The sequence below is a fragment of the Rhodoferax sp. TH121 genome, assembly GCF_002251855.1.
Lineage (GTDB): Bacteria > Pseudomonadota > Gammaproteobacteria > Burkholderiales > Burkholderiaceae_C > Allorhodoferax.
Map to the genome: position 1 here is coordinate 1 of NZ_NOXW01000013.1, position 14817 is coordinate 14817.

Consider the following 14817-nt stretch of genomic DNA (forward strand, 5'->3'; position numbering starts at 1 on the left):
CAGGATGATGAAGAACAGGGGCTTCCAGGCGATCTTGCCGACCTTGTCGCCGTCAGCGGTTTCCACCACCAGGGCTTTGAAGGTGATGATGCTGCCCAGGAAGGCCAGCAGCACGCCCAGGGCCAGTGGGAAGTACCCAGGACCCATGCGGGCTCCGTCTCCCAGTGTGTAGCCCGTCGCGCCCCAGGCAAAGGCTACGCCTACGCCCATGAACATCAGTCCTGAGAAAAAATCTTTTTGGCTTTTTATGTTCACTGTCTGTCTCCTGCTATCAAACGGTCACGCATTCTGCCTGCATTTTTAGGGGCTTTGTTTTCGGCCTGGCTCATCCGTGCAGCGGGGGCGTTGAGGTCAGCACCTCTTCCATGACGGTCTGGCCCTCGGCCACCCGCAAGGCACCTGCCAGTCGCAGCGGGCGCATGCCGTCGGTCACAGCCTGGCGGCGCAATGCATCGATGCTGGGGTCGGCACTGACACGCGACTTGAAACCTTCGGTGACCACCAAGAGCTCATACAAGCCCATGCGCCCCATAAAACCAGTCATGCGGCAGTCCACACAGCCCACCGGCTTGAAAGGTTTGTAGCCACCATTGATCTGCCAGGGCTTCACCATCTCACTCAGGGCTTCACGGCTGGCCTCGTCGTCACGCACCTTGCATTGTTTGCACAAAGTGCGCACCAGGCGCTGCGCCAACACGCCCAACAGGGTGGCATTGATCAGATACGGTGGAATGCCCAACTCCATTAGGCGTGTCACTGCAGACGGGGCGTCGTTGGTGTGCAGGGTGGAGAACACCAAATGGCCGGTGAGCGCCGCCTGCACCGCCATCTCGGCGGTCTCCAGATCGCGAATTTCACCGACCATGATGATGTCCGGGTCCTGCCGCATGAGGGCACGCAGCCCCTGCGGAAAGCCGAAGTCCAGCTGCGGCTGCACCTGGGTCTGGTTGAAGGACGGCTCAATCATTTCGATCGGGTCTTCCACCGTGCTCACGTTCACCTCTTCGGTAGCCACCCGTTTGAGCGTGGAGTACAGCGTGGTGGTCTTGCCCGAACCCGTAGGCCCGGTCACCAAAATGATGCCGTGGGGCCGCAGCACCAGCTGCTCCCAGCGCGTGGCGTCGTGGCTGCTGAAGCCCAAGGCATCCAGGTCTTTGACCGCGTTGTCGGGGTCAAAAATACGCATCACCATCTTCTCGCCAAACGCAGTGGGCAAGGTGGAAATACGCATTTCAATTTCATCACCACGCGGGTTGCGCGTCTTGATGCGGCCGTCTTGCGGGCGGCGCTTTTCGATCACGTCCATACGACCCAGCAGCTTGATGCGGGCCGTCATGGCGTTGAGCACGCCCATGGGCATCTGGTACACCGGGTGCAACACACCATCAATGCGGAAGCGGATCACACCCTGCTCGCGGCGCGGCTCCAGGTGGATATCGCTGGCGCGCTGGTCGAAGGCGTATTGCCACAACCAGTCCACCACCTGCACCACGCCTTGGTCGTTGGCATCGAGCTGTTTGTTGCTTTTGCCAAGCTCCACCAGTTGCTCAAAGCTGGCACCGTTGTTGGCGCCACTTTTGCTGGCAGCGCGCACACTTTTGGCCAGGGCATAAAACTCGGCGGTGTAGCGGGTAATTTCTTGCGGGCTGGCCACCACGCGCTTGACGCTGCGCCGACTCTGGCGCTCGACTTCGGCCACCCAATCGGTAATAAAGGGCTCGGCCGTGGCCACCGTGATTTCACTGGGTGTGACCACCACCGGCAGGATGCGGTGCCGTTCGGCATAAGCGGCACCCATGGCATCGGCCACCTTGCCCACATCCACCTTGAGCGGGTCAATGCGCAGGTAATCCAGCCCGGCGCGCAATGCCAGCCATTGGGTCAGCATTTCAATGTCGAGCGGCTTTTGGTCCGCAGCGCGGCGCATGGACACGCTGGCCAGACGCACCAGCGGGTGCTGTGCACTCTCGGCCTGGGCACAGCGCGCAATGGTGCGCTGGGCCTCTTCGTCGGCAATCACCTTGTCGGCCTGCAGCCACTCTACCAAGCGGCGCCAGTCCAGCGGGCCCGTGTACAGAGGTGCGCCTTGCCCATGTTTTTTGGATGGAACGCTCATGCATGCACCGGCTTGAAGACACGGACCCATTTGTCCGCAGGCAGCCCCCAATGGGACTGGATAAATTCAGCCCGCTCCAGCAGCACGCTGCGTTTGGGGCGGCTGGGTGTGCGCTGGGCCATGACCACGGTGTTGCCTTCGCGCGTGGCCTTGAAGGCCCACAAGGCTTCGTCGCCAAAGGCCTGGGCCATCTTGTCCACACTGGCCTGGAAGCTGGAGCTGCGGCCAAACAGGTTGACGGTCATGCAGCCTTCTTCGGTCAGCGCGGCGCGGCAGTCGGCGTAGAAGTCGGCGCTGTCGAGCACAGGGGCTGCCGCTTCCTCGTCATACAGATCCACCTGCAGCGCGTCAACCGCGCCTATCCATTGGTCTTTCTTGATTTCCTCGGACGCATCGCCCAACACCACCTGCATGCGGCTGTTGTCCGCCGGCAGCTTGAACCAGCCACGGCAGGCGTGCAGTACCTGCGGGTTGAGTTCAATAGCCGTGGTCTTCATCTTGAGCTCCTTGTGGCAGAACTTCGTGAGCGACGCAGCTCCCAGACCCAGCTGCAGCGCCTGGCGCTTGGGCACGGTGGCGGGGTCGACAAACAGCAGCCAGGCCATCATGCGCTGGATGTACTCGTGCACCAGCACGGTGGGCGCCTCCACCAGCATGGAGCCTTGGATCCATTCGCTGCCCAGGTGCAGGTGACGGATGGGGCCTTCTTCGGAAAAATTGACTTCGGGGAGAACGGGGGATGCTTTTCGGACCATGGGGATTTATACCAGCAGCGCAGCCAGCCTCGGCAAGGCCTGGCAAGCGTTGTGCGTGCTGGCTTGAGCCAGGTCTTGCAGCGCCATACCACGCAGCTGGGCCACGGTGTGGGCAATGCGCGGCAGCTCGGCCGGTGTGTTGCGCCCCTGCGGTGCGCCGGCCTCGCGCTCGGCCGCCGTGGTGTAGAGCCAGTGCGGCGGGATGTCGGGGGCGTCGGTCTCCAGCACTAGGGCGTCCAGCGGCAGGGTTTGGGCCAGGCGGCGCAACTGGTGGGCGCGCTCAAAGGTCACCGCGCCACCAAAGCCCAGCTTGAAACCGAGTTTGAGGAACTCCTGTGCCTGTACCTCGCTGCCGTTAAACGCATGGGCGATGCCTTGCCAGCGTCCACCGGGGCCAGCCACCTCGCGCAGGTGCTTGAGCAGGCGGTCTGCCGAACGCCGCACATGCAGCACCACGGGCAAACCGTACTGGCGCGCCAACTTGAGTTGCGCGCGGTAGATGGCCTCTTGCCTTTCACGCCACGGGCTTTGGGTGAGCTGGGGTACGAAGTAATCCAAGCCAATCTCGCCCACCGCCACCAGCCTGGGGTCGGCATGGTGGGCTTGCAGCGCTTGGGCCAGCACCGCCAGCGCGTCATCTTGCGCGGTGGGCACATACAGAGGGTGAATACCCAGACAGTAGCTGTAGTTCTGCCGGTGGGCCAGGTCGCGCACCACGTGCAGATTGGCCACCTCCACCGCTGGAATGACACAGTGCACCACCCCCGCTTGCCGGGCAGCGAGGCAGACTGCGCCCACCTGCCGGTCTGCCTCGAAGGCGTCCAAATGGCAGTGGGTGTCTATCCAGCGCATGGTGGTGTGGGGTAGTGGCGTCAGCGTTTGCGTTGCACGAACAGGTTGCGGGTGCGGTCTTCGGGGTAGGCGAAGGTTACCGCACCATTCTTCACCAGGCCCATGACCAGCATATTGCTGGTCATGGCGTCTTTGTCGTCCTTGCTGAAGGGGCGCTCGTGGGTGGCGGTCACGCCGTAGTAGACACGTGGCATGGTCTCCAGCGCGTTTTTGACGGACGGACCAGAAAGGTTGCCGTCCCGGATGGAGAGGATGGCGTAGGTGAGCAGATACACCGTGTCATAGGCTTGGGCCGCAGCCATCGGCACCGTGATCTTCTTGGTGTTGAACTTGCGGGCGTAGGCGCTGAGGAAGGAAATGCGGCGTTCGTTGCTGGGCTCGGCAATGAAGGTTTGCGCCATGAGGGCGCCCTCGGCCGCCTCCTTGGCCCCGTCCATGAAAAACGGAAAGGACAGCGGCCAGGCGCCCACCTGAGGCACGGCCCACTTGAGGGCCTGGCGCCCCTTGGCGATGACGGCGTTCTCCGGCCCCACGGTGTAGCTGAACACCACGTTGGCACCGGCTGCCTGCGCGGCTTTCAGCTCGGCCTGCAGGTCCTTCACACCCAGCTCAAAACGGGCCACGTACACCGGCTGCAGGTTTTTGGCGGCCAGTGCCTTGACCACATCGTTCATGCCGCCTTCGCCATAGGGCGTCTTGTCGGCAAAGATGGCGACCTTGGTCCAGCCGCGGCTGACGATGTCGTCCACCACAAAGGGGGCCTGGATGGCATCACGGGCCGAGGTGCGGAAGATGTAGCTCTCGGGGGCCGGGTATTTGGCGGTGATGGGCGTACCGGTGGCGCAGGGCACGATGAGCGGGGCTTTGGCCGACTGGAACGTTTCCAGTGACCTCATGGCGACACCGGTGTTGCAAAAGCCGATGGTGCCCACCACATCTTCCTTCAGCATGTCCTGCGAATTCTTCAGGCCCACGTCGGGGTTGGCGGTGTCATCTTTCACGACCAGCTCCAACGGCCGGCCCAGGTAGCCGCCCGCGGCATTGATCTCGTCCACTGCAAGCTTGGCCCCGTTGAGCATGGGGATGCCAAAGTCGGCAGACGGGCCCGTGAAAGGGCCAATTAGGCCGATGCGCAGAGGTTTGGCGTTTTGGGCCAAGGCGACTGACGCGCAGGCCAACAACAAGACCCCGCAGGGCAACCAACGACGACGGTTCATGGCGAACTCTCTGGGAAGTGGCAATGGCGCGCAGCTTAGGCCGCAGCGCGCTTGCCCTCATCCGCAACAACCCTTGGCTCGCGCCTGCCCGTCAGCAAAGCGCAAGCCTGCCGCCAGCCCGGCGGACCTTCAGACCAAGCGGCCCGACACCAGCTTGAGCTGGCGGCTGCAGCGCGCGGCCAACCCGCCGTCGTGCGTTACCAACACAAAGGCCGTGCCCTGCTCGCGCGCAAGAGTCAGCATCAGCTCAAACACGCCGTCGGCCGTGCTGCGGTCCAGATTGCCTGTGGGCTCGTCGGCCAGCACACAGTCGGGCTTTGTCACCAGCGCACGGGCAATGGCCACGCGCTGGCGCTCGCCGCCTGAGAGCTCGGCCGGGCGATGGTGCATGCGGTGCTCCAGCCCCACCAACGCTAGCATTTTCATAGCTGCTTGCGCAGATTCTGCGGGGTCTACACGCCGAATTGTCAGTGGCATGGCCACGTTGTCCAGCGCGCTGAACTCCGGCAACAGGTGGTGAAACTGGTAAACAAAGCCGAGGTGCTGGTTTCGCAGGCGACCTTGTGCCGCAGGGGGCAGCTCGGCCAGCTTGTGGCCCAGCAGGTCCACGCTGCCGCTGGTGGGTGCATCCAGTCCGCCCATGAGGTGCAGCAAGGTGCTCTTGCCCGAGCCCGACGCACCCACGATGGCCAGGGTCTCGCCCCGGTGCACCTGCAGGTCCACGCCCTGCAACACGGTCACGTCCAATCGCCCCTCCTGAAACCGCTTGGTCAGACCACGCACTTGCAGCACCACTTCACCGGTGGGCTGCGGCTCGGACGTGTGGGCCATATCAGCCACTTGCTGGTACTGGGCGGCGGCCAAGGCCTGATCGACGGGGGACAGGGTCTTACTCATAACGCAGCGCCTCGGCAGGGTTCACTTGGCTGGCGCGCCAGCTGGGGTACAGGGTGGCCACAAAGGCCATGAGCAGCGCAATCACAGCCACGGGCACGATGTCGCTTTGCTGCGGGTCGCTGGGCATGCGGCTGATGAGATAAATATCTTGCGGCAAAAAGCTCGCACCCAAAAGGCGTTCCAAGGCAGGCACGATGACGTCGATATTGAACGCCACGCCCAGGCCCAGCAGCAGGCCGGCAAGCGTACCAATCACGCCGACCATGGCACCCTGCACCACAAAGATGCCCATGATGCTGCCCGGGCTGGCGCCCAGGGTGCGCAAGATGGCGATGTCGGCACGCTTGTCGGTCACCGTCATGACCAGCGTGGACACCAGATTGAAGGCGGCCACCGCGACGATGAGGGTGAGGATGATGAACATCATGCGTTTTTCCACCTGCACTGCGGCAAACCAAGTTCGGTTCTGGCGCGTCCAATCGCGCAGCAGCAAGTCTCCGCTCATAGAGCGGCTTAGCTCCTGGGCGACCTCGCGGGCCTGGTGCAGGTCTTTGAGCTTGAGGCGCACGCCCGTGGGGCCTTCCAGGCGGAAGATCTTGGCCGCGTCTTCCCAGTGGATGAAGACCAGCGCAGAGTCGTATTCGTAGTGGCCCGAGTCAAAAGTGCCCACCACGGTCATTTGCTTGAGGCGCGGCACCACGCCCGCCGGCGTTACCTGCCCGCTGGGGGCAATCAGGGTCACGCGGTCCCCCTTGGCCACGCCCATGCTGCGGGCCAGCTCACCACCCAGCACCACACCAAATTCACCGGGCACCAGCTGCGCCAAGACAGCCGCCTGCGCACCGGTGGCCACGTCCGACACCTCGGGCTCGCGCGCCGGGTCGATACCGCGCACCATGGCCCCTTTCATATCTTCACCGCGTGCCACCAGTGCCTGCGCCGCCACAAAGGGGGCCGCGCCTATGACCTGCGGGTTGGCCTTGGCCTCGCGCAGGGTGCGATCCACATCTGGCAGCGCTTGGCCACCTGGGGCAAACACCTCGATATGGGACACCACGCCCAACATGCGGTCACGCACCTCTTTCTGGAAGCCGTTCATCACACTCAGCACGATGATCAGCGCCGCCACCCCCAGCGCAATGCCCAACATGGACACACCAGAGATGAAGGAGATAAAGCCGTTGCGCCGCGTGGCCCGGCCTGCGCGCGTGTAGCGCCAGCCGATGGTGAGCTCGTAGGGAAGTCGCATCAAAGGTTACAAAGTGCAGAGGTGGGCGGATTGTGGCATCCATGCGGGACAATTCAGGGATGCACACCGTTATTCCTTACGCGGCACCGGCCGGCCTGCACTGCCAGGCCGCCATCGCCGAGCTCTCGCTGCCCAATCTGGCCCAACTGCTCAGCCTGTTGAACCCTACCCCCCCTTTGCTGGGCTCGGCCGAGTCGCTGACCCCGCTGAGCGAGCGTGTGCATGCCAAAAGCCTGGGCCTGCAGGGGGCCGACGGTCTGGTCCCGTGGGCCGCACTGGATGCAGAGCACCTGGGCCTGACCAAACTGCATGGCAGCAGTGGCTGGGCCTGGATCACGCCCTGCCACTGGCGCATCAATGCCGACCATGTGGCCATGGACGACCCACACAAGCTCGCGCTGAGCGCCCACGAATCGGACGCCCTGCGCGCCGCCATGCAGCCCTACTTTGCCGAAGATGGCATTACGCTGCACCCGCTCAACCACACCACCTGGCTGGCGCAGGGTGCTGTGTTGGCAGACCTGCCCACCGCCTCGCTGGCACGCACGCGCAGCGCCCGGGTGGACGGCTGGATGCCGCGCCAGCCCCAGGCCCAGCCACTGCGCCGCCTGCAGAACGAGATGCAGATGCTGCTCTACACCCACCCGGTCAACGATGCACGCAAGGCGCGCTTCCTGGCCCCGGTCAACTCCTTCTGGATCAGCGGTACCGGCACCCTGCCAGCCGCCCCGCGTCCAGCGCCTGCCCAGCGCGTGGTGATGGACAACAGCCTGACCGAAGCCGCCTTGCGCGATGATGCACCGGCTTGGGCCAAAGCCTGGCAGGCGCTCGACGCTGGCCTGATCGCCAAGCTGCTCACCCGCGCCAAAGCCAACGAAGCCATGGAAATTACCTTGTGCGGCGAACGCCTGGCTCCCACTTTCGTGCTGCAAAGCAGCCCCTGGTGGAACCGCCTGCAGCGCCGCTTCACCGCGCCTCCCCCCCACGAATTGCTGCTGACCCTATGAACATCGTCCCCCGCGAGATCCCTCCCCGCTCGGTCTGGGCTCTGGAGCAAGCCGGCATCCACCCCCTGCTGGCCCGCCTGTACGCCGCCCGCGGCGTGAACGGCCCCGAGGAGCTGGACGACGCCCTCGCCAAACTGTTGCCCCCCAGCGCGCTGCTGGGCGCAGACCGCGCTGCCGCCTTGCTGGCCGAAGCCATCGCCCAAGACAAAAAGCTCTGCGTGGTGGCCGACTACGACTGCGATGGCGCCACCGCCTGCGCCGTGGCCGTGCGCGGCCTGCGCCTGCTGGGTGCGCGCCATGTGGACTACCTGGTGCCCGACCGCGTGGTGGACGGCTATGGGCTGACCGCGCCCATCAGCGAACGCGTGAAAAAGTCCGGCGCCGAGGTGTTGATCACAGTAGACAACGGCATTGCCAGCGTGGACGGCGTGGCCCGTGCCAAGGCCCTGGGCCTGCAGGTGCTGGTGACCGACCACCACTTGCCCGCGGCCGTGTTGCCGGACGCCGATGTGATCGTCAACCCCAACCAGCCCGGCTGCACGTTTGAGAGCAAGTCCATCGCCGGCGTGGGCGTGATGTTCTACACCCTGCTGGCGCTGCGCTCCGAGCTGCGCGCGCGCGGCGTCTTTGATGCTGCGACACAGCCAAAGCTCGATGTGTTGCTGCCGCTGGTGGCGCTAGGGACTGTGGCCGACGTTGTGAAGCTCGATGCGAACAACCGCCGCCTCGTGGCCCAAGGCCTCAAGCGGGTTCGAGCCCTCGCCATGCCTGCGGGACTAGCTAGCCTTTTCGTAGCAGCCGGGCGCAAAGCCGAGGTGGCCACCACCTTCGACTTTGGCTTCGCCCTGGGCCCGCGCATCAACGCGGCCGGACGGCTTTCTGACATGACGCTGGGCATCGAATGCCTGCTGACCGACGACCCCGGCCGCGCCGACGAGCTGGCCAAGACGCTGGATGGCATCAACCGCGAGCGTCGCGAGATTGAGGGCGATATGCGCGAGCAGGCGCTGATGATTGCCGAGAGCCTGTTTGACGAGGGTGATGAGCCCCCGCCCGCCATTTGCGTGTTCGACCCCGACTTCCACGAAGGCGTGGTCGGCATTGTGGCCAGCCGCATCAAGGACAAACTGCACCGCCCCACGTTTGTGTTTGCCCCTAGCGCGGCCGAGGGCAAGGAACACGAACTCAAGGGCTCAGGCCGCAGCATTCCCGGCTTCCACCTGCGCGACGCGCTGGACCTGGTGGCCAAGCGCTACCCGCAGGCCATCTTGCGCTTTGGCGGCCATGCCATGGCCGCAGGCTGCACCGTGGCGGAGGAGTTTTTCGACGAGTTTGAGAACGGCCTGAATGAGGTCGCCCAGGAATGGCTGGACGCCGCCACGCTGACGCGCCGCCTGGAGACCGATGGCCCCCTCAACCCCGAGTACCGCCGCGTGGACCTGGTGGACGCGCTGCACAAAGAGGTGTGGGGCCAGGGCTTTGCAGCCCCCACCTTCAGCGAAGAGGTGGAGGTGGTGTCTCAGCGACTGGTGGGTGAAAAGCACCTTGCCCTCAAACTCAAGCACCAGGGCCAGCCAGTGGACGGCATCTGGTTCGGCCACACCGAGCCGCTGCCGCCCAAAGTGACCCTGGCCTTCCGGCTTGATGCCGATGAATGGCAAGGTGTGCGGCGCGTTCGCTTTCTGGTCGAAGGCGCTGAGATTTGAAGGCTTTTAGCCTTTAGCCCTCATAGATATTGCGCAAGCAGCTACAAAAACAATAGCTACTTTCGCAGCTTGCGTTCTAGGGCGTCCAGCCTGCGACTGCGCTGCAGCTCGCGGTAGCCCGCATCAAAGGCGTCCATGATGGCTTGGGCGTTGTCCACTTTCTTGGACACCACAAAGTGAATGGGAACCGTCCAGAAGCTCTTGCTCTGGACCTGCAACTGCGGCGCCTCACCAGGGTCGAGCTTGTTGGCAATCAAGTAGCGCGCCGCCGACTCTTCCAGCGGAAACAGATCGATGCGCTTGTAGACCAGCTTCTTGAGGTTGTTCACATCGTCCACCGCCTCATCCACCGCCAACACCCCTTAGGCCTGCAGGTCGGCAAACGGCTGGGAGTAAAAGTTGCCCCGGGTCACGCCCACGCGCCACTGCCCCAGGTCGGAGAGGCTGGCCCAGTCCCGCGACTCGCCTGCCCGCTGCACAAACACCATGCGGTAGCTGTGGATCGGGCGGCTGGAGAAGAGCAGCGACTCCTCACGCTCGGCGCTGCGCGCCCAGCCAAAGCTGCCGTCGTAGCGGCCGGACATGACGCCGGCAATGGCCCGGTTGTTGGGCACCCACTCAACGCTGGAGCGCACGCCCGCGGCCTTGAAGGCCTCCACCACGATCTCTGTGAGCGGCCCGCCACCGGGCTCGGCCTCCACCTTGAAGGGCGGGTACTCGCCGATGCCCAGCCGTACCGTCTCTGGCGGAGCCGCATGCGCCCACGGCCATGGCATGGCCAGCGCCAGCATCGCAACGACTCGCCATGTCCTTCTACGTGGAATGTGCATGGGCGCATGGTACGCCGCCAGCCACCGCAAGACCAGTCACCACAGTGCGGCCAAGGTTTCCCAGTTCGTCACCGGTGTGTCGTACCTTTGTCATCCGGCTGCCGCACAATGCGGCAACTTGTGGCTCTGCGTACCATGGAGGGCCGCATTCACCGAGGTCGCCCCTGAACCCGCAACGCCCCCTCCCCGCCAGTGCCCAAGTCTTCCATGATGCGCTGGGTCATGCTGGCCGTGCTTGGCTCGCCGAACTGCGCGCTGGCTGCGCCCTGCCCCCTCCCGCAGGCTGGGTGCCCTGGCGCACGCCGCAGCAGGCCTTAGGCTGGCAACGGCCGGAGCGCGCCGCCCTGCTAATGAATGGGCTGGCCGACTGCCGACTAGACGGCGACGCGCTGGTATGGGACTGCACCACCGGGAGCAGCGCAGAACGCAGCGCCCAACTGCAGGGCTTTCTGCAAAACTGCCAAGCCCAAGGCCTGCTGCCGGGCTGGCGCCATGAGGCCTTTGCCTTCTGGTTTGACGGCTGCACCGAGCCCCTGATGGAACAGCCACCGCTGCTGGCCGTGGAACGTGCAGGTTTCCGCTTTCTGGGGCTGATGAGCCATGCGGTGCATATCAACGGCTTCACGCCCGAAGGCGCCTTGTGGTGCGGACGGCGCAGCGCCCGCAAAGCCACCGACCCCGGCATGCTGGACAACGTCACCGCCGGCGGCCTGCCGGCCGGTGAATCCCCGCTGGGCTGTGCCCGGCGCGAGCTGTGGGAGGAAGCCGGCCTGCACTGGCCCGATGAGGGCCAGGTTCACTCCGCTGGCTGGGTACGCACCCGGCGCGCCGAGCCCGAAGGCTGGCACGATGAGAGCCTGCTGGTGCTCAACCTGACGCTGCAGGCCACGCAAGTCCCGCACAACCAGGACGGCGAGGTGCAGGAATTCCTGTGCCTCACAGCGCCCGAAGTGCTACAGCGCCTGCAGGCCGGTGAATTTACACGGGATGCTGCGACGTCCCTGGCCCAGGGGCTGGCGCTATGAACGCACCCAACCTCTACGGTGCCGACAGCGCCGGCCTGATCTGCGGCTTCCTTTTCGGGGCTGATGGCCAAGCCAGCCCGCTGGATACGCCCGACGCCCTGCGCTGGCTGCAGGAACAAGCCAGCCCAGCCACGCCGGAGCCAGGCTTTGTATGGCTGCACTTCAACCTCTCGCAGGCCGCCACTGGTAAATGGCTGCGTGAGAACCTGCAGCTGTCCGATCTGTTTTACGAATCCCTGCAGGACGGCTCGCGTTCCACCCGCGTGGAGCTGGATGACGACACCCTGATTGCCGTGGTGAACGATGTGCACTACGACTTTGCGTTTGAGCCCTCGGACATTTCCACGCTGTGGCTGTCGGTCGCGCCGCGCCTGGTGGTGAGTGCGCGGCTGCAACCGCTGCGCTCCATCGACCGGCTGCGCGACGCCGTACGCCGCGGCGAGCGCCTGGCCTCGTCAGTGGCGCTGCTGGTGCACCTGATGCAGGACCAGGGTGATGTGCTGATCAACATCGTGCGCAATACCACGGCGCGCGTGGACGACATCGAGGACAAGCTGCTGGCCGGCCGGCTAGAAACCAAGCGCGCCGATCTCGGGGCACTGCGCCGCCTGCTGGTGCGCCTGCAGCGTCTGCTGGCGCCCGAACCTGCCGCCCTGTTCCGCCTGCTGCGCAAGCCGCCGGACTGGGTGGGTGAAGACGACCTGCAGGACTTGCGCCAATCTACCGAAGAATTCAACGTGGCGCTGAGCGACATGGCGGCGCTGCAGGAACGCATCAAGCTCCTGCAGGAAGAGATAGCCGCACGCGTAGCCGAGGCCAACAACCGCAGCCTGTTCGTGCTGACCATCGTGACCGTGCTGGCCCTGCCCATCAACATCATTGCCGGTCTGCTGGGCATGAATGTGGGCGGCATCCCGCTGGCGGACCACCCGCATGGCTTCTGGGTGGTGGTCGCGCTCATCGTCAGCATCACGGCCATCGCAGGCTGGATCGCGCTGCGCCGCCCGCGCGACTGATTTCTGATATTTTTAGCCATAGCCCTCGTTGATAGTGTGCGAGCAGCTATCAATACAATAGCAAACCTATGCAACATCTCACCATCCTCACCGGCGCTTCGCGCGGCATGGGCCTGGCCATGGCAGAACAGCTGCTGGCCCCCGATGCGCTCTTGCTCTGCATCTCGCGCCGCACCAATGCCGCCCTGGCCGAGCAGGCACAGCGCGTAGGCGCCACACTGCTGCAATGGCCCTTGGACCTGAGCGACGGCGCCAGCGCCGCGGCACGAATGCGCGAGTGGCTAGCGCAGCAAACCTCGGCCGCCTTGGCCAGCGCCACCCTCATCAACAACGCTGGCGTGATTCCCGCGCTGGTGCCCCTCTCCGAATCCGACCCTGCAGCCTTGGCCCAGGCCCTGCGCGTCGGGCTGGAAGCCCCCATGCAACTCACCGCGGCCTTTCTGGGCGCCACACGCGCCTGGACGGTGCCGCGCAAGGTACTCAATATTTCCTCCGGCCTCGGCCGGCGCGCCATGGCCTCGCAGTCCGCGTACTGCGCGGCCAAGGCTGGCATGGACCACTTCACGCGCTGCGTGGCACTGGACGAGGCGCTGCTGGCCAACGGGGCCAAGGTGTGTTCGCTGGCGCCGGGGGTGATTGATACCGACATGCAGCTGCAGTTGCGCAGTGCCGATTCGGCGCGATTTCCGGACATGGGGAGCTTTGCGGGGCTGCATGCGCAGGGGCAGCTGACCAGTCCTGGGGATGCGGCGCGTCGGGTGTTGGCTTACCTGGCGCGGGAGGATTTTGGGTCGCAGCCAGTGGGGGATGTGCGGGGCTAGGCTTCTTTTTTAACACCCACTCCCCCCAGCCCCCTCGCCCCGTCGGCGAGGGGGAGCCTTTAACAGCCGATTTGGCTGCTGTGCTCCGAATACGCCCTTACCAGGGAACAGTTACCAACGTATGGGTTCGCCACGGCCCATGCCTGCGGTTGTGGCAAATACAAACGCCCTAGCGCGGAGCCACTGGCGGGCGCAGCCGCCAGCGTTGGCAGACCGACATCTCCGAGGCATCCACAACCGCAGGCGCAGGCCGTGGTGTGAAACAACGGTGGCAACTTCACCCCAGTAGCCGCGCAGCCGGAGTGACGCAACAAGATATGGCTGTTAAAAGCTCCCCTCGCCGACGGGGCGAGGGGCTGGGGGAGTGGGTGTTAAAAAAAGCGGTGCAGGCCTGAAATAACCAAAAAAGAACTTAGTAAACCTCAGGCACCATGATGTCCAAAGGCACCGGCCGCCGCTCATAGTCCTCATGCCGCACCCGCTGCGGCAACGTCACCGGCGGATGCTCCGTCTCTTCATACGGCATCTGCTGCAACAAGTGGTGAATGCAATTGAGGCGCGCCTTCTTCTTGTCCACCGCCTGCACCACCCACCACGGCGCCTCAGGGATGTGGGTGCGTTCCAGCATCACCTCCTTGGCACGCGTGTAGTCCTCCCAGCGGCTGCGCGATTCCAGGTCCATGGGGCTGAGCTTCCATTGCTTGAGCGGGTCGTGGATGCGGCCCAGAAAGCGGCTGTGCTGCTCTTCGTCGGAGATGGAGAACCAGTACTTGATGACCTGGATGCCCGAGCGCACCAGCATCTTCTCGAACTCCGGCACGCTGCGGAAGAACTCTTCGAGCTGGTCGTCAGTGCAAAAGCCCATGACGCGCTCCACACCGGCGCGGTTGTACCAACTGCGGTCAAACAAGACGATCTCGCCGGCCGCCGGCAAATGGCTCACGTAGCGCTGGAAGTACCATTGCGTGCGCTCGCGGTCGTTGGGGGCGGGCAGCGCTGCCACGCGGCAAACACGCGGGTTCAGGCGCTGGGTGATGCGCTTGATGGCGCCGCCCTTGCCGGCTGCGTCACGCCCTTCAAAGATCACCACCACCTTGTGGCCCGTGGCGACCACCCAATCCTGCAGCTTGACGAGTTCGCCCTGCATGCGGAACAGTTCCTTGAAGTACAGGCGACGCGCGGCGCGGGCATCGGCATCAGGCGCCTGCCCACCGGCCAAACGTTCCAGATGTTGGTCGTCCAGCTCCATCTCCAGCTCTTCGTCATAGCTGTCGAGCATGTCGTTCTGGATACGGCGGATCAATTCGTCTTCGCTGGCGCTCACGG

General features: G+C 64.6%; 15 protein-coding genes. 5 read left to right on the forward strand and 10 right to left on the reverse strand.

The features are described from left to right. The 7 genes from CHU94_RS00815 to CHU94_RS00845 form a co-directional block, all read right to left on the reverse strand. On the reverse strand, nt 1-255 hold a 255-nt coding region (locus CHU94_RS00815), incomplete at its 3' end, for a tripartite tricarboxylate transporter TctB family protein (protein ID WP_141211348.1). 70 nt (nt 256-325) lie between these two features. Continuing rightward, nucleotides 326-2116 (reverse strand): GspE/PulE family protein, encoded by a 1791-nt coding sequence (locus CHU94_RS00820; RefSeq protein ID WP_094475770.1) that lies wholly within the window; start codon nt 2114-2116, stop codon nt 326-328. Beyond that, nucleotides 2113-2871 (reverse strand): spermidine synthase, encoded by a 759-nt coding sequence (locus CHU94_RS00825; RefSeq protein WP_094475772.1) that lies wholly within the window; start codon nt 2869-2871, stop codon nt 2113-2115. The genes CHU94_RS00820 and CHU94_RS00825 overlap by 4 nt, the downstream gene beginning before the upstream one ends. A 6-nt stretch (nt 2872-2877) precedes the next feature. After that, nucleotides 2878-3723 (reverse strand): TatD family hydrolase, encoded by an 846-nt coding sequence (locus CHU94_RS00830; RefSeq protein ID WP_094475774.1) that lies wholly within the window; start codon nt 3721-3723, stop codon nt 2878-2880. A 20-nt stretch (nt 3724-3743) separates the two neighbouring features. Beyond that, nucleotides 3744-4940 carry an ABC transporter substrate-binding protein gene (locus CHU94_RS00835; RefSeq protein ID WP_094475776.1) on the reverse strand — a complete coding sequence of 399 codons (1197 nt, stop codon included), beginning with the start codon at nt 4938-4940 and terminating at the stop codon, nt 3744-3746. Nucleotides 4941-5069: 129 nt separating this feature from the next. Beyond that, a complete protein-coding gene (lolD, locus tag CHU94_RS00840; RefSeq protein WP_255033721.1) occupies nt 5070-5771 on the reverse strand; it encodes a lipoprotein-releasing ABC transporter ATP-binding protein LolD in 702 nt (233 codons plus the stop codon). Between the two features lie 58 nt (nt 5772-5829). Then, the gene (locus CHU94_RS00845) at nt 5830-7086 is read right to left on the reverse strand and encodes a lipoprotein-releasing ABC transporter permease subunit (protein WP_094475780.1); all 1257 of its coding nucleotides are present in this window, start codon (nt 7084-7086) and stop codon (nt 5830-5832) included. A gap of 59 nt (nt 7087-7145) precedes the next feature. Between CHU94_RS00845 and CHU94_RS00850 the strand changes: the two genes are divergently transcribed. Next, on the forward strand, nt 7146-8093 hold the full coding sequence (locus CHU94_RS00850) for a hypothetical protein (protein WP_094475782.1): 948 nt from the start codon (nt 7146-7148) through the stop codon (nt 8091-8093). Then, complete coding sequence (recJ, locus tag CHU94_RS00855; protein ID WP_094475784.1) at nt 8090-9799, forward strand: single-stranded-DNA-specific exonuclease RecJ; 1710 nt, start codon at nt 8090-8092, stop codon at nt 9797-9799. Before CHU94_RS00850 ends, recJ begins: the two co-directional genes overlap by 4 nt. A 56-nt stretch (nt 9800-9855) precedes the next feature. On the opposite strand, the gene CHU94_RS00860 is transcribed toward recJ, so the two are convergent. Next, nucleotides 9856-10158 (reverse strand): hypothetical protein, encoded by a 303-nt coding sequence (locus tag CHU94_RS00860; protein WP_094475786.1) that lies wholly within the window; start codon nt 10156-10158, stop codon nt 9856-9858. 3 nt (nt 10159-10161) lie between these two features. Next, nucleotides 10162-10575: an ABC transporter substrate-binding protein gene (locus tag CHU94_RS00865; RefSeq protein WP_176451886.1), complete on the reverse strand. Its 414-nt coding sequence runs from the start codon at nt 10573-10575 to the stop codon at nt 10162-10164. A 341-nt stretch (nt 10576-10916) separates the two neighbouring features. Between CHU94_RS00865 and CHU94_RS00870 the strand changes: the two genes are divergently transcribed. The 3 genes from CHU94_RS00870 to CHU94_RS00880 all read left to right on the forward strand — a co-directional run bounded on the left by CHU94_RS00870 (nt 10917) and on the right by CHU94_RS00880 (nt 13491). Further along, nucleotides 10917-11654: an NUDIX hydrolase family protein gene (locus CHU94_RS00870; protein WP_176451887.1), complete on the forward strand. Its 738-nt coding sequence runs from the start codon at nt 10917-10919 to the stop codon at nt 11652-11654. Then, nucleotides 11651-12670: a transporter gene (locus CHU94_RS00875; RefSeq protein ID WP_094475790.1), complete on the forward strand. Its 1020-nt coding sequence runs from the start codon at nt 11651-11653 to the stop codon at nt 12668-12670. Before CHU94_RS00870 ends, CHU94_RS00875 begins: the two co-directional genes overlap by 4 nt. A 68-nt stretch (nt 12671-12738) precedes the next feature. Further along, nucleotides 12739-13491 carry an SDR family NAD(P)-dependent oxidoreductase gene (locus CHU94_RS00880; protein ID WP_094475792.1) on the forward strand — a complete coding sequence of 251 codons (753 nt, stop codon included), beginning with the start codon at nt 12739-12741 and terminating at the stop codon, nt 13489-13491. Between the two features lie 412 nt (nt 13492-13903). On the opposite strand, the gene ppk2 is transcribed toward CHU94_RS00880, so the two are convergent. Continuing rightward, nucleotides 13904-14770 carry a polyphosphate kinase 2 gene (ppk2, locus tag CHU94_RS00885; protein ID WP_094475899.1) on the reverse strand — a complete coding sequence of 289 codons (867 nt, stop codon included), beginning with the start codon at nt 14768-14770 and terminating at the stop codon, nt 13904-13906. Nucleotides 14771-14817 lie beyond the last annotated feature (47 nt).

What these genes read in the sequence shown, in the direction of transcription:
- CHU94_RS00820 (WP_094475770.1), bottom strand. Translation starts at nt 2,116, where the DNA reads ATGAGCGTTCCATCCAAAAAACATGGGCAAGGCGCACCTCTGTACACG.
- CHU94_RS00825 (WP_094475772.1), bottom strand. Translation starts at nt 2,871, where the DNA reads ATGGTCCGAAAAGCATCCCCCGTTCTCCCCGAAGTCAATTTTTCCGAA.
- CHU94_RS00830 (WP_094475774.1), bottom strand. Translation starts at nt 3,723, where the DNA reads ATGCGCTGGATAGACACCCACTGCCATTTGGACGCCTTCGAGGCAGAC.
- CHU94_RS00835 (WP_094475776.1), bottom strand. Translation starts at nt 4,940, where the DNA reads ATGAACCGTCGTCGTTGGTTGCCCTGCGGGGTCTTGTTGTTGGCCTGC.
- lolD (WP_255033721.1), bottom strand. Translation starts at nt 5,771, where the DNA reads ATGGCCCACACGTCCGAGCCGCAGCCCACCGGTGAAGTGGTGCTGCAA.
- CHU94_RS00845 (WP_094475780.1), bottom strand. Translation starts at nt 7,086, where the DNA reads ATGCGACTTCCCTACGAGCTCACCATCGGCTGGCGCTACACGCGCGCA.
- CHU94_RS00850 (WP_094475782.1), top strand. Translation starts at nt 7,146, where the DNA reads ATGCACACCGTTATTCCTTACGCGGCACCGGCCGGCCTGCACTGCCAG.
- recJ (WP_094475784.1), top strand. Translation starts at nt 8,090, where the DNA reads ATGAACATCGTCCCCCGCGAGATCCCTCCCCGCTCGGTCTGGGCTCTG.
- CHU94_RS00865 (WP_176451886.1), bottom strand. Translation starts at nt 10,575, where the DNA reads ATGCCATGGCCGTGGGCGCATGCGGCTCCGCCAGAGACGGTACGGCTG.
- CHU94_RS00875 (WP_094475790.1), top strand. Translation starts at nt 11,651, where the DNA reads ATGAACGCACCCAACCTCTACGGTGCCGACAGCGCCGGCCTGATCTGC.
- CHU94_RS00880 (WP_094475792.1), top strand. Translation starts at nt 12,739, where the DNA reads ATGCAACATCTCACCATCCTCACCGGCGCTTCGCGCGGCATGGGCCTG.
- ppk2 (WP_094475899.1), bottom strand. Translation starts at nt 14,770, where the DNA reads ATGCTCGACAGCTATGACGAAGAGCTGGAGATGGAGCTGGACGACCAA.